Here is a 13813-nt window from a genome sequence, read left to right on the forward strand (position 1 = left end):
GTGACACCTCACTTGTAGAGTGACGGGCGTCCGGCGCCCGGAACGTCGACTCGGGCTTCGTAGAGGACTCCGGTCCGGCTGGCGTGCAGGACCGTGCGATCGATCGATGCCGCTGCCGTGACCAACAAGGTCCTGCCGTCGGCGCCGCCGAGAGCGCATGCGGTGACGTGACCTTCGTCGAGGACGATCTCGTCGGTGATCTCACCGCCCTCACGGACCCGGATGACGTGATTGTTCGACGCGATCCACAGGGCGCCTTCGGCATCGAGACAGATTCCGTCCGGCGATTCGTCACCGAATTCAGCCCATACCGTCTGTTCACCGAGCGTGCCGTCCGGATCCATCGACCATGAGCTGATGCGCTGTTCGTAGGTGTCGGCCATGAGAACCCGGTCCCCACTGGGCGGGATGACGATCCCGTTCGGGAAGGTGACCTGTCCGGAGACATCCTCGACCCGCCCATCGGGCCAGACGCGCACGAACGTGCCCGGCCGCAACGGCAGCGTCGGGTCCTTGAAGCGTTCGAGCGCGTCGAAATTGAACCCGCCGACGTACAGCTCCCCGCGGAATCCTCGGGTCATGTCGTTCATTCCGGCGGCGAACCGGTCGGAGAGATCGACGAACTCGGTGGATTTCCCCTCGCGGTCGAGCACACCAGTGAGGTGGAGAATCTTCCGCTTCAGCCCGGATACGACGAAGAATCCGTCGGTGTCGTCGAAGCTCATACCTGAGACGAAATCATCGACGGCGTATAGCTTCCGGGCGGTGCGGTCTTTCAGTTCGAAGAGCTCACCCTCGTCGATATCGACAAAATAGAATGCCTGCCGGGTAGAGTGCCATCGGGGTGTTTCTGGGAAGGTGAAGCCGGTGGCGACAATTCGAGCCTCGTAGCTCATGATCGGAAATCCTGTTCTAATGTAGGTCTTATTCGGCGGTGAGGATCGTGACGACCGCGGCGGCCTCTTCGACGCCCAGGAAGGCGCCGCCGTTTTCTTGGATGGCGACGCGGGCGCGATCCACCTGCCGTGCTCCGGCCTCGCCGCGAAGTTGGGTGGTCAGTTCGTGGATCTGCGCCAGTCCGGTCGCGCCGATCGGGTGGCCGCGCGATACCAATCCGCCGGAAGGGTTGATCGGGATCGATCCGCCGATGCTCGTCGCCCCGGACTCGGCCAGGCGTCCGCCTTCGCCGATCGGGCAGAAGCCCAGCAGTTCACTGGCGAACAGCTCACCGAACGCCGCTGCGTCGTGCACCTCGGCGACGTCGACATCGCCCGGGCCCACGCCGGCGGCCTCGTACGCGGCGTAGGCGGCACGGCGGATCACGTGCCGGTCGAACTCGTCCCACGCGCGGTCGGTAGCCGACCGCAATTCACAGGCGCGCACTCGCACCGCCCGGCGCTGCGTCTCCAGCGACAACCGTCGCAGCCCTTGGCGATTGGTGACGATCGCCGCCGCAGCACCATCACTCAACGGAGAACACATCGGCACGGTCAGCGGGTAAGCCAACGGCCGACCTGCCAGGATCTCCTCGGCGGTCATGGGCTTGTTGTAGTGGCACTTGTCGTTCATCGACGCGTATGTGTGATTCTTCGACGCGATCGCTGCCAATTGCTCGCGCGTAGTCCCGAAACGAGCCATGTGCGCTCGACACAATCCCGCGTAGACATCCATCATCATCGTGCGATGCCCATCGCCGAAGTCACCGGCAATGTCGGCGCCGAGTGACCGCAACGAAGCAACGGTCTCGGTGGCCCGTTCCCGATCGAGCCCGCCGGCGAACGCTTCCATGACCAGAGCCCGGCGGTCCGGGTCGCGGAAGGCCATTTTCTCGGCACCGATCGCCAGCGCGTAATCAGCAGCGCCGGAACGAACCTGAGCCGCCGCCAACCACAATGCGCTCGAACCCGACGCGCAACCGTTTTCCACATTGACCACAGGCAATCCCGCCAGCCCGGCACTGTGTAGCGCGAATTGACCCGGAGTGGAGGTCTGCCCCTCGATGACATCCTGGGATGCGTTCGAGAAGAACGCGACCTGCAATCGATCGAGGGATATTCCGGCATCGGCCACGACGTCGGTTACAGCGGTTGCCGTCAGCGACTTCACCGATTCGTCGGGAAACGGCCCGAAACGTGTCATGGACGTGCCGACAACGAATACATCACTCATGAACCACCTCTTCGCCGAGCTGAGAAACAGCTCTAGATCCGTTCCCAGGAGGCGCATGGAATCCGCGCGGTTTTGCGCGGCCACGCCTGGGTCACACCATCGACGTCGAGCGCACATGCACCGAGTGCCTGACGAAGGCAGCGAGGTCTCGCAGCCAGTCTCGGCCGACATGCAGCGAGGTGTGATATTTCAGAATGTAGTTCTGAAATATCACGTCGTCAAGTGTTGCCCTTCGAACGCTGGCGGCGGCGTTCGGCGCTCCGGGAGGGGCGGAAAGGTCTCGAGCGGACCTACCTCGACGGGAAAGGGACTACTTCGGAGTTGATCACCGACGGCCAACGCGCGAGTGTGCGCAGTACGCGGTCGTGTGACAGCTCGATGTCCTGACGTGCGATCTCGGCCACCGCGTCGGCGTCTCGTCGCGCCAACGCATCGACGGCATCCTCGAGTACAGTGGCCCTCCGGCCGGTCTCGGGCATCTTCGAGCCCAGCACCAGCGTCCAGATGCGCAGGACCTCGCCGCTGAGCCGATGATGAACGGCCTGCATGTACTCGTTATCCGCCGCTTCGGCCAGGATGTCGAACAGGTGACCTGCGAGCTCGACTCCGCGCAGCGTGGTGGTCCCCGTGGCGGTGCCGCTATCGGTGATCGCGGCGAGTTCCCGCAGCGTGACGACCGCTTCGGCAAGTTGCTCGTCACTGGCGGCGATCGCACCGCGCCGCGCCAACTCCGGCCCGATCAACGCCCAGAACTCGAACAATGCGTCCACCGACTTGATCGTCAAGGGTGTGACTTGATACCCCTTGCGCGGAATCGTCCGCACCAATCCTTCATGATCCAGCCTGGTCAGCGCGTCACGCACCGGCGACACCCCCAACCCCAGCTCAGCTGCCAGACCACGTTCGGTCAACCGCTGTCCCGGAGCGAGCCGGCACGCAACGATATCGGCACGAATCCGATGGTAGGCAAGCTCACCGAGTGGCACATCATCGATCTCAACTCCGGTCACGACCATCCCCTTCTGCACGTCGAGTCGCGCCATTCTATCCAGTGACACCTTCGATCATGTCCAGTGAAACATCACCGATCGTCTTCGTGTGCAGTCTGCGGCGGCCGGATCAAGGGGATCGCTCCTCGGCTGCTGTCCGGCGCGGATCCGGCTGGGGCTCTGTCCGGCGTGCCGGCGGAACCATCGCGAGAAGGCGCTGAGTTCGGAGAAGCCGAGTTCGGCGGCGATGTCACTGAGGGTGCGGTCGTGGCGGGTGAGACAGCGGTGGGCCAGGTCGAGGCGTGTCGCGTTGAGGAGGGTCGTGAAGGTCTCCCCACTACGTGCCAGGCGTCTGTGCAGGGTGCGGCGGTCCATGCCGAGGCGGGCGGCGACGGTGGCGGCCGAGCACTGTTGGGTGGGAAGCAAGGTTTCGATAATGGCGCGTGCTTGCTCGGCAACGGATTCACCAGAAGGCGCGAGAGAGCGCAAGTACTCACGGGCGTAGGGGCGCAGCAGCGGGTCGGCAAAGGGGTTCGAGGCCTCGAGGTCGTGGCTGTAGCAAAAGATCCCGTCGAAGCTCTGCTCGAATTCGACTGCGGAACCGAGAATTTGGCATCCGCTGCCCCGCTGCGACGGCTCGTTGTGGCGGAAGGAGACCGACAGCGGATCCCAGCCGGGGCCGCGCAACTCCCGCAGTATCCGACACATGACGCCGACGGTGAGCTCGATCGATTGTCGGCCGAGCGGGGTGGCGGGGGCGGCTTGGATGTGGATGGTGGTCAGGGCGCCTATCTGGATCATTCGGGTGCGCAGCGCCTCGTTGTGCAGGGAGATGTACCGCAGTACGACGTTCACCGCGCTGCGCACGTCGGGTTCTTCGCGGGCAACGAGCGCGACCGGCCCGAGATTGGTCAGCCCGCGTCGCGAAGCCAACCTCAGTCCGAAATCTTCGCAGTTCGTTTCGTGCGCAGTCCGCTCCAGTAACCGATCCACACGGGCGGCGGGCAGCCAAGCATCGGTGGCGGTGAGCGTGGCCGTGGCGATGCCGACCGACCGCAACAGCAGCATCGGATCCACATCGAGCGACAGCGTGAGATCGATATAGCCGGCCAGCGCGGCGCTGCGGACCATCGGAGTCACTGAAATCCCCTCGTTGTGTCCCAGATTGTCAAAGTATGTGTCTTATTCAGACAAGCAGGATGTCACACGCCTCCGTATCGTGACGGCCATCACGTTTTAAGCCACGCAGCGGCCTCCGGTGACCACCGAGCCCCGAACCCCCACATCCGTAGTCGATTCCATACGCAGGCACTGCGCATGAAATTTGTTGTGGGACAAGCTGTACCGCTGTGATCCGAAATTCACGTCCATCGTTCGCCGCTGGTCCGGTGTGTCGTACCGGGCCTTCGTCATCAAAGCTGGGCGCTCACCCGGATCGGCGTGACCGCAGGCAGCCCCCGGCCCGTTGAACTGGCCTCGCCCACAAGGCATTCCACCTCCACCACCGATGAATCAAGGAATCAACCGATGAGGAAATCCACCACCGCCGTGCTCGCCGCGACCGCGCTCGCGCTCGCCGCCGCGACTGCCAATGCCACCCCACAACCCAGCCACGACAACACCGCGGTGCGCTACGAGGTCACCCGGCAAGGCGACGCCGCTGTCGTGACCATCAGCGGTGGCGAACTTCGGCTGGCCACAGATCAACTCGTTCTCATCGACCGCGACCAGCAACCCGTGGCCGCCATTCCACTCACTTACCGCATCGACAACACCGCCTATCCCATCGCCGTACGGATCGACGGCGCCACAGCCACACTCATCCCGGACAAGGCAGGCGGACAGCCCGTTCAGGCCGTCACGAGAGACCAGATCATCACCACCGATCAAGCCGCCACCCAGATAGCAGAATCCTTCACCCCACGCGACGCCCAAGCCTTGGGCGTCTTCGCCCAACGCGCAGCCATCGCCGCCGCCGTCAGCGCCGTACTAGGCGCCGTCCTCGGAGCCGGAGTCGGCTGCCTCGTCGGAGCAGCCGCCGGTGCCGCGATCAGCAGCCCCGTCCTGGCCCTCCTCGTGCCCTTCGTCGGCGCGACCATCGCAGGCTGTGTACTCGGCGCGGCCACCCTCGGCGCCGTCGGCTCCATGATCGGACTCGTCGTCGCGGGCGGCCCGATCACCCTGTTCTCCGCGATCCAGTACTTCTCGACGATCCTGGCCCCCTGCCCGCCCGACACCGCCTACTGCAAAGACCCCGCCCAAGCCGCAACCCCGAGCAGGTGACACGTGGCGACCACCGAAGTCAGGGCTCGCTCGGCGCGTTTGCGGCACTGGAGCACCCAAGCCGGAAAATACGAGCCCGACAGTGAACCTCTTTCACCCCAAACTGTTTGGTTCGCTATCTGCCCTCGACCGAACACAAGGCCGGCGCCCAGCTACGTACTCGAGGCGAGGCTGCCTGTGAGACCGCCCGTCGGCTCGGTCGTAGCCCGTCGACGAACTCGCGGGAGTTGCATCGCAACGCCTCGACCCGCTCGTACCGGCTGGACCCACCATAAGAGCTCGAGCGCAGTGGCATGCCGAACATCGTGCCGAGCGCCCCAAGACCGCCAAGCTTGTCAACAACGATCAGCTACTTGAATATGAGCGGAACGGAGCTGCTGGGTGGTTGACGACCAGGATTGTGATCGATGGGGCCACACCCCAGCGATCGCAATCCCAACCATCCCATCCGGTTTCAACAAGGCCGTCGGTAACCACGGGTTCTACCGTGTAACGCCCGAAACCCCAGCGGACGCGGAATCACAACGTTTTTCGTGATGCCAAATCCACTGCCAAGAACCTCGGCAAAAGTTGAGGGCGGCCCTGAACCTGCTGGTCAGGACCGCCCTCGTAGTAGCGGGGACAGGATTTGAACCTGCGACCTCTGGGTTATGAGCCCAGCGAGCTACCGAGCTGCTCCACCCCGCGTCGGGTAGGGACAACCCTACGCAACCGCACGGGAAACACCAAAACGGCTGGTGACAGAGGTCGGAGACTACGCGTGAGCCGCTTCAGCGGCCTGCCCACTTGCGAAACAGCCGACGCGACGAGCCGTCCTGGGCGGATGCCGGATGGCCAGCGCACCATTGGTCGGCCGGAACGGCGGCCCGGACCCGAGCGACGTGCCGACCGCAACCGGACCACGTCGTCTTGCCGCACACCCTGCATCGAACGGGACTACACATACCGAGGACCTTTTCCGTTCGTGATCACGCCGGGCCGTCGCCGGCATCGACGGCATCGGCGAACTCGCAGAACGCTTCATAGGCGCGAGCACCGTAGATCGTTGCCGGGCCGCCGTGCATGAGGAAGGTAACGCCGATGGCCTCCGCGGCCTCCTGACGCGTGGCCCCGGCGCGCGCGGCGGCTTGCCCGTGCGAGGCGATGCAACCGTCACAGCCCTCGACCACGCCGATGGCGAGCGCGATCAGTTCCTTCGTCTTGCGATCGATGGCTCCCGGCGCGAACGCGGCTTTGCTGAGTTCGCCGAAACCCTTGTACACCTCGGGGATCGCGTGACGTAGCGCGCGATGCTGCGGCGAGAGCTCTTGGAGCACGGCGGCGCCGTGGCGGGACGGGCGCTCACTGAGTACGGACATCCGGCATTCCTTTCATCAGCTGTGGTCTGTCGCGGGTGGGGCGGGGAGAACCACGTACGGGCTATCCCCCCGGGGGGATATGGGACAACCATAGCATCCCCCCGGGGGGATATGATTCCTGGGTACGGTCCGCGACGGGCCGGACGAGACGCTGGAGGAACAGATGCAATTCGAACCGGACGAGGTGAAGGCCGTGATCACTCGCATGAAGCGCGCACACGGCCACCTGGCGACCGTCATCCGCATGATGGAAGACGGCGCGGAGTGCGAGGATGTGCTCACTCAGCTCGCTGCGGTCAACAAAGCGCTGAGCCGCAGCGGTTACGCCCTGGTGGCGACCGGTCTCCAGCACTGCCTGACCAACGGCAGCGCGGACGGCGCCGACATGAAGAAGATGGAGAAGCTGTTCCTCTCGCTGGCGTGACGTCACGGCACCTCCCAGGCGAATCCGTTGCGAGCGCGGCGAATTCGGAGGCGACGCAGTCGGTGTAGGCTTTCGGCCCGTGGGTAATAGCTGGCTGCGTCGTCTGTCCCCCGCTCCGGAGAACGGAGCGCATACGGTGGTCTGCTTTCCTCATGCCGGCGGATCCGCCATCTCGTACGGGCCGCTGGCCAAATAGCGAATCGAGGCGCGACCAGGCCCCCGGCGGCATGACAGAAACAAAAAAGGTCCCGGAACCTTCTGGTTCCGGGACCTTTTCACTAGTAGCGGGGACAGGATTTGAACCTGCGACCTCTGGGTTATGAGCCCAGCGAGCTACCGAGCTGCTCCACCCCGCGTCGGTGAACACAACATTACACACGAGTCGACAGGCGTAGCAAATCCTGTGGTCAGAGCGGTTTTCGAGAAGCGCAGACGCGATTTCGGCGCCGACCGCCGCGACCTCCATGAGCGGGTTCCACATCGCGGAATACGGTCGGCGACCCGGCTCTCACGGATCACGGGGGACCATCGACCCGCCGAACAACGCGGGATCGCCACACGGATACGCCGAACCATTCGAACCGGCGACTCGATGCGGAAGCATCGCTTCACCCCGAATGACGGAGAACGTCTTGGGAAACGCGCGCGTTTCCAAAAAGCAGCCCGAAAAAACGTGACCCAGCCCACTATTTGCGCGTGATTCATCGCACATAACGACCACATAACGAACGACCGGATTGTCCGACCACTGCATAGCCAACCTGCATCAACGCTGGAATCCGGTTATTCGCTTCATGCAATTGTGTCTGTTATCAAGACGTGATCTGTCGAGATCTCTTCGTTATGGTCGGACGCGGCCCGGAGCGAACCCGTGATGGGCATCCAGACCCGAACCGTTGCACACCGGCAACCCTGCCCCGCGGTTCGGGGATCCCCGACCTCCTGGGGGCAGGGACGCGGCGGACCATCGCCGAGCCGGCGGGCGCAGGGAGGGACACCACCATGAACAAGAACCGGAAGATCAGCAGTCGCGCCCTCGGCTTCGCCGCCGTCGCCGGCGCCCTTGTTGCCGTCCCGTTCGCAGCTTCCACCACTGCTTCGGCTGCGCCCGCCCACGACTGGGACGGTGTCGCGCAGTGCGAGAGCGGCGGCAACTGGAATATCAACACCGGCAACGGCTACTACGGCGGCCTGCAGTTCACGCAGTCCACCTGGAGCGCCAACGGTGGCAGCGGCTCGCCGCAGAACGCGAGCAAGGAAGAGCAGATCCGCGTCGCGGAGAACGTGCTGCAGACCCAGGGCTCCGGCGCCTGGCCGGTGTGCGGCCAGTACCTGCGCTACGCGCCCGCCGAGGAGACCCGGCCGGCCCCGCAGCCCGAGCCGACCGCTCCGGTCCAGCTACCTGACGATCGCCAGGACCTGATCAACAAGGCCACCGACGCCGGCAAGCAGGCCGCGCAGCAGTTCGGTGTGGGCGAGCAGTTCCGGCAGATCCTCGACCAGAACAGCGGTCTGATCGACTCTCTCGGCCGCTGAGCCCGAGCGCGGTAGTACCGCGCACGCTTCTCATGCATTCGGCGCCGCCATCCGTGCGATGGCGGCGCCGAATGCCGTTTGTGGGGCAGGCCCGTCGTCGAGGCCGCCCGGCCAGGCACGGGCGCAGAACGCGAACGGCGCCCCGGGTGATCCCGGGGCGCCGTTGTCGTCGATCACCGGCCGGCCGTTAACCGCCGGCCTTGTTGTAATCGTCGATGGCCTTCTGGAGCCCTTCCAGCGCCTTGCCCAGCTGGCCGAGGTCACCCGACTTCTGGGCGTCCTCGACCCCCTTCAGGGCGTCGTTGAGCTCCTTCACCGCCGCGTCCTTCCCGGCCGACCCGGTGGTCGGCGGCGGCGCTGTCGTGGACGGCGGTGGCGTGTTCTGATTCGACGGCGGTGGTGAGGTACTGCCCTGCTGGCCGGGCGGGTTGATCGCCGCCTGCCCCGGCTGCTGGGTGGTCGCGGCGCCCAGCCCGTCTTGCACGTCGTTGAGCGCATCACCCAGCGTGGACTGGTAGCCGACCTTGTCCCCATAGGAGGCGAGCACCTTCACCAGCTGTGGGAAGGACGCCGTGGTCGGTCCACTGTTGCGTTCCAGGTACCACGGTTCGACGTAGAGGATGCCGCCTTCGCCGATCGGCAGGGTGAGCAGGTTGCCGTATTTGATCTTGTTGGTGTTACCACCGGTCAGCAATGTCCGATCGTTCGAGACGCGGGCATCGGTGGTCATCGACGTCTGGACCTGTTGCGGCCCCGGCGTCTGCGAATCCGTCGGCAACTTGAGCACCGTGAACTTGCCGTAGTTCTCCGGATCGGAGGCGACCTGGATGTACGCCGCGAGGAACTGGCGTTTGAAGCCGACCATCGCACTGGTCAGATTGAACTGCGGCCGACCGGTTTTCGGATCACCGATGAGCACGTAGTACGGCGGCTGATGGGCGTTGGTCGGGGTGTCGGAGGTCGGATCGTTGGGCACCGACCAGAACGCGTTGTTGGTGAAGAACTCGCGCGGATCGTTGACGTGGTAGCGCGCCAGCATCTCGCGCTGCACCTTGAACAGATCCTCCGGATACCGGAAGTGGGCACGCAGCTCCGGCGAGATCTCGCTCTGCGGCTTCACCGAGTTCGGGAACACCCCGCGCCACGCGTTGAGCACCGGATCGGTGGGATCCACGTCGTAGAGGTTGACCGTGCCGTCGTAGGCGTCGACCGTGGCCTTGACGGAGTTGCGGATGTAGCTGACTTCCTTGCGCGGCAGCGTGCGACCGGTGTTCTGATCGATGCTGTCCTCGGTGACTCCCTCCAGCGAGGTCCGCTGCGCGTACGGGAAGTTGTCGAGCGTGGTGTAGGCGTCGACGATCCAGAGGATGCGTCCGTTCACCACGGCTGGGTACATATCGCCGTCGGTGGTCAGCCACGGCGCCACCTGCTGTACGCGGCTGCGCGGATCACGGTTGTAGATGATCTTCGAATCCGAGCCGATGGCGCCGGAGAACAGGATGTTGCGTTCGGCGTACTTGGCGGCGAAGGCGAGCCGGTTGAACCAGTTGCCGATCGGGACACCGCCCTGGCCGGTGTAGGTGTACTGCTCGGTGCCGGTGTCGTATTCGCGCGGCGGCTGGTTGTTCCCGCCCACGATGGCGTAGTCGGCATCCGATTTCGAGATCATCTCGCCGTAGTAGATGCGCGGCTGATCGACCGGGATGGCCTGCCTGTCCTTCGGTGTGAACAGATCGCTGACCGTCGACTTGTCGCCGACGTTGAAGACCGGATATCCGTACCCGCCGCTGGAGCTGCTGGTGCCGGCGCCGGTGGCCGCCTGCTGGGTTTCCTTGGGCGGGGCCACGTTCACCCGGTTGGCCGGAGAGGCGACGAAGCCGTCACCGTGGGTGTAGACGGTGTGCTTGTTGATCCAGTCGGTCTGGTTACCCGACAGGTTCTGCGGCACCAGTTCGCGAGCCGCGACGATGTAGTCCTGCTTCTCGCCGTTGATGGTGTAGCGGTCGATGTCCAGCGGGTCCGGGAAGCCGTAGAAGTTCTGCAGCTGCTGGCGCTGGATGAAGGTCTGGGTCAGCAGATTCGGATCCAGCAGCCGGATGTTGCCGATGGTCTGCTGATCGGCCGGAATCGAACCCGGGTCCTTCGTCTGCGAACCCTTGTAGTCGACGTAGGAGACCTTGTCGTCGGTGAGCCCGTAGGCCTGCCGCGTCGCCGTGATGTTGCGTTCGATGTACGTCGCTTCCTTGGTCGCGGCGTTCGGGCGTACCTCGAACTGCTCGACCACCAGCGGCCACACCGCGCCGACCAGGATCGACGACAGCAACAGCAGGGCGGCCGCCATCGCGGGCACGCGCAAATCGCGCAGCACCACGCCGGCGAAGAACGCGACGGCGCAGATGATCGCGATCGACATCAGGATCAGCTTGGCCGGCAGGACGGCGTTGATATCGGTGTAGGAACCGCCGGTGAAGGTGGGTTCCTTGCGGGTGCTCGACAGCAGCGAATACCGGTCGAACCAGTAGGCGACCGCCTTCAGCACCACGAACGTGCCCGCGATCAGCGCCAGCTGGATGCGCGCCGGGCGGGTCAGCGTGCCCTCCCGCCCGGACAGCCGCAGCCCGCCGAAGATGTAGTGGGTGACGAGGTTGGCGAAGAACGCGATCACCACCGCCACGAACAGCCAGTTCAGCAGCAGCTTGTAGAACGGCAGATCGAAGGCGTAGAAACCGACGTCGATGTTGAACTGCGGATCCTTGATCCCGAACGAGCCGCCGTGCAGGAACAGCTGCACCGTGACCCAGCTCGACTGTGCGACCAGCCCCGACAGCAGGCCGACCAGGACCGGGATGCCGATGCCGAACAGCCGCAACCGGCCCATCACGGTGGTGCGGTAGCGGGCGATCGGATCGCTGGGACCGGACACCGGGACGAAGACCGGGCGCGTTCGATAGGCGGCCAGCAACGCCAGCCAGACCAGGGCCCCGACCACGATCGCGACGATGAGGAACAACAGGAGCCGGGTGACGAGCACCGTGGTGAACACCTGGCGGAAGCCGACCTCGCCGAACCACAACCAGTTGGTGTACGCGTCGGTCAACCGGGGGCCGACCAGCAGTAACGCCGCAATCACGAGCGCGGTGATCAGCAATATCCGGCTGCGGCGAGACAGCGAAGGTAAGCCTGTCGGGGGGCGCATGCCCACGATGCCACTCTCCCAGGTCCGGCGGCGTACCGAAGCGATTGTCGCCGATACACCGCAGTCCGATGATGCGTATGGTCCCTGCGGACCGTCTCTCGCGCCCCACTCTACGTAAAACGGGTCGGCTTGGATCGGGATGGCTCCGGTATGCCGTGGCGGGGACGCGGGCGCTCGCGCTGGACGTACAGTGTCGGCCGTGACTGTGGACAATCCCTCCTCCGCCCTGTACCGCTGCATCCGGGACGTGGCCGAGTTCGCCGACACCGAGGGCTGGGATCAGCCGCCGCAGTTGTTCGCGCTGGTGCCGACCGCCGACCTGGTGGCCGCCGAGCCGACGCTCGAGGATCAGCTCGACGACGGGGCCGCGTTGACTCCCATCGCCCAGGAACCGCTTCCGGACGATCTGAGCGGCGATTCGATGGCGCTCGACGAATTCCTCGCCACCACCAGCTGGCCGCCCGCCGTCGAGGGGGTGGTGCTGGTGCAGCAGATCGTGGTGCTGCCGCCGACCGCCGAACGCACGCTCGACGAGGCCATCGCACCGCTGCTGGCCGACCGCGACGCCGCCGACGCCGCCGGCCGCGACGCCGCGCAGACGCATCCCGAACGCCGCGACGCCCGGCTCTACGCGGGCGTGCTCCGCGACGGAGTCTCGTTGTGCCTGTTGCAGTTACGCCCCGAGGAGGACGAGGCCTTCCCCGAGCTGGATCTGCGCACCGCGCCGAACCTGGCCCCCAACCTGGTCGACGCGCTGCGCCACACGCTCGAGAACGAGCCGGATTAACCGCAGCTGGGGGCCGGGCGTCCGGCGTTGATGTCGTCCAGCGACTGCACCGCGGCGGTCAACGTGTCGACCTTCACGAGCTTCAGGCCCTCCGGGGTGCGCTGGCGGGCCTCGTTGCAATTGTCGGCGGGGACCAGGAAGGTCTCCGCGCCGGCGTCGCGGGCCGCGATCATCTTGTACTGGATACCGCCGATCGGGCCGACCTTGCCCTGCGGATCGATGGTCCCGGTGCCGGCGACGAAGCGTCCGCCGTTGAGTTCACCGAGGCTGAGCTTGTCGACCAGGGCCAGGCTGAACATCAGGCCGGCCGAGGGGCCGCCGATATCGGCGAGGTTGAAATCGACCTGCAGCGGACCGGCCGGCACCTGCTGCGGAGTGACGCCGAGGTAGGCCTTGTTCGAATCGTCCGGGCGCGCACCGAGTTTCACCTCGACCGTCTGTTCGGCGCCGCCGCGGCGGATCACCATCGGGATCGTCGTCCCCGGGGCGGCGCCCTGCACCGCGTCGATCACGTCCTTGGAGGTCGCGATCGGTTTCCCGTTCACGCTCACAAGTTCGTCGCCCTTCTGCAGCACCGCTTTGGCAGGGCCGTCGTCGGCCACCACGCGCACCTGAACCTTGGTCGGATACTTCAGAAAGTTCAGCGCCGCCAGTTCGGCGTTGTCCTCGGACTCCTTGAAATCGGCCTGGTTGGACTTGTCCACCTGGTCGCGGGGAACGCCGGGCGGGTAGACCTCGGCGCGCGGCACCAAGCCGTAGCGGCCGTCCACCCACAAGCCCATCGCCTCGAATATATTCAGCCCGTCGCGAACGGAGACCGTCGTCATGTTCAGGTGTCCCGAGGTCGGATCCACCGCGGCGCCCTGCACCGCGACGACCTGCTTGCCCTCCACCTCGCCGAGGGTATTGAAGGTGGGACCAGGGCCGAGAGCGACGAACGGCACCGTCACCGCACTGCCCACCACACCGAGGACGAGCACGGGCACCAGAGCCGCTATCAAGGTGATGATCCGACGATTCACCCGGCCCACAGTAGCGGCTCCACGATCACCATCCGCGTAGCCTTGGGGG

12 protein-coding genes, 2 tRNA genes and 1 pseudogene are annotated in these 13813 nt (G+C 65.3%); 5 read left to right on the forward strand and 10 right to left on the reverse strand.

Annotated elements, in window-relative coordinates; all coding sequences use genetic code 11:
* Window positions 1–8: 8 nt before the first annotated feature.
* From A5780_RS37955 to A5780_RS37970, 4 genes are all read right to left on the reverse strand, one after another.
* Entirely contained in the window at window positions 9–896 is an 888-nt protein-coding gene (locus A5780_RS37955; protein ID WP_064911441.1) for an SMP-30/gluconolactonase/LRE family protein, read from the reverse strand.
* 28 nt (window positions 897–924) lie between these two features.
* Complete coding sequence (locus A5780_RS37960; protein WP_231983225.1) at window positions 925–2340, reverse strand: thiolase family protein; 1416 nt, start codon at window positions 2338–2340, stop codon at window positions 925–927.
* A gap of 119 nt (window positions 2341–2459) precedes the next feature.
* Entirely contained in the window at window positions 2460–3179 is a 720-nt protein-coding gene (locus A5780_RS37965) for a GntR family transcriptional regulator (protein WP_197521964.1), read from the reverse strand.
* Window positions 3180–3233: 54 nt separating this feature from the next.
* Window positions 3234–4289 carry an AraC family transcriptional regulator gene (locus tag A5780_RS37970; protein ID WP_082976953.1) on the reverse strand — a complete coding sequence of 352 codons (1056 nt, stop codon included), beginning with the start codon at window positions 4287–4289 and terminating at the stop codon, window positions 3234–3236.
* Between the two features lie 396 nt (window positions 4290–4685).
* Here A5780_RS37970 and A5780_RS37975 point away from each other — a divergent pair, with 396 nt between their 5' ends.
* Window positions 4686–5441 carry a hypothetical protein gene (locus A5780_RS37975; protein ID WP_064911444.1) on the forward strand — a complete coding sequence of 252 codons (756 nt, stop codon included), beginning with the start codon at window positions 4686–4688 and terminating at the stop codon, window positions 5439–5441.
* Here the strand turns inward: A5780_RS37975 and A5780_RS42385 are convergent.
* Window positions 5423–5518: pseudogene (locus A5780_RS42385) on the reverse strand (hypothetical protein); the annotation flags it as partial. The gene A5780_RS37975 and the pseudogene A5780_RS42385 sit on opposite strands and share 19 nt — an antisense overlap.
* 30 nt (window positions 5519–5548) lie before the next feature.
* Here A5780_RS42385 and A5780_RS43340 point away from each other — a divergent pair.
* Complete coding sequence (locus A5780_RS43340; protein WP_082976955.1) at window positions 5549–5716, forward strand: helix-turn-helix domain-containing protein; 168 nt, start codon at window positions 5549–5551, stop codon at window positions 5714–5716.
* Between the two features lie 338 nt (window positions 5717–6054).
* Here A5780_RS43340 and A5780_RS37980 read toward each other — a convergent pair.
* Window positions 6055–6128, reverse strand: a tRNA-Met gene (locus A5780_RS37980).
* A gap of 281 nt (window positions 6129–6409) precedes the next feature.
* Window positions 6410–6799, reverse strand: coding sequence for a carboxymuconolactone decarboxylase family protein (locus A5780_RS37985; RefSeq protein WP_030517992.1), 390 nt, complete (start codon window positions 6797–6799; stop codon window positions 6410–6412).
* Window positions 6800–6962: 163 nt separating this feature from the next.
* Between A5780_RS37985 and A5780_RS37990 the strand changes: the two genes are divergently transcribed.
* Complete coding sequence (locus A5780_RS37990) at window positions 6963–7223, forward strand: metal-sensitive transcriptional regulator (protein WP_063010353.1); 261 nt, start codon at window positions 6963–6965, stop codon at window positions 7221–7223.
* 282 nt (window positions 7224–7505) lie between these two features.
* Here A5780_RS37990 and A5780_RS37995 read toward each other — a convergent pair.
* Window positions 7506–7579 (reverse strand) — tRNA-Met (locus A5780_RS37995).
* 646 nt (window positions 7580–8225) lie between these two features.
* Here A5780_RS37995 and A5780_RS38000 point away from each other — a divergent pair.
* Window positions 8226–8759 carry a transglycosylase family protein gene (locus A5780_RS38000; protein ID WP_063010341.1) on the forward strand — a complete coding sequence of 178 codons (534 nt, stop codon included), beginning with the start codon at window positions 8226–8228 and terminating at the stop codon, window positions 8757–8759.
* Window positions 8760–8946: 187 nt separating this feature from the next.
* Here the strand turns inward: A5780_RS38000 and A5780_RS38005 are convergent, their stop codons facing one another.
* Window positions 8947–11961, reverse strand: a complete 3015-nt coding sequence (locus A5780_RS38005) for a UPF0182 family protein (RefSeq protein ID WP_082856692.1) — start codon at window positions 11959–11961, stop codon at window positions 8947–8949.
* A 133-nt stretch (window positions 11962–12094) separates the two neighbouring features.
* Between A5780_RS38005 and A5780_RS38010 the strand changes: the two genes are divergently transcribed.
* A complete protein-coding gene (locus tag A5780_RS38010; RefSeq protein ID WP_228795381.1) occupies window positions 12095–12742 on the forward strand; it encodes a PPA1309 family protein in 648 nt (215 codons plus the stop codon).
* Here A5780_RS38010 and A5780_RS38015 read toward each other — a convergent pair.
* On the reverse strand, window positions 12739–13764 hold the full coding sequence (locus A5780_RS38015) for a PDZ domain-containing protein (protein ID WP_197521965.1): 1026 nt from the start codon (window positions 13762–13764) through the stop codon (window positions 12739–12741). The genes A5780_RS38010 and A5780_RS38015 overlap by 4 nt on opposite strands.
* Window positions 13765–13813 lie beyond the last annotated feature (49 nt).

The sequence above is a fragment of the Nocardia sp. 852002-20019_SCH5090214 genome, assembly GCF_001665865.1.
GTDB lineage: Bacteria > Actinomycetota > Actinomycetes > Mycobacteriales > Mycobacteriaceae > Nocardia > Nocardia nova.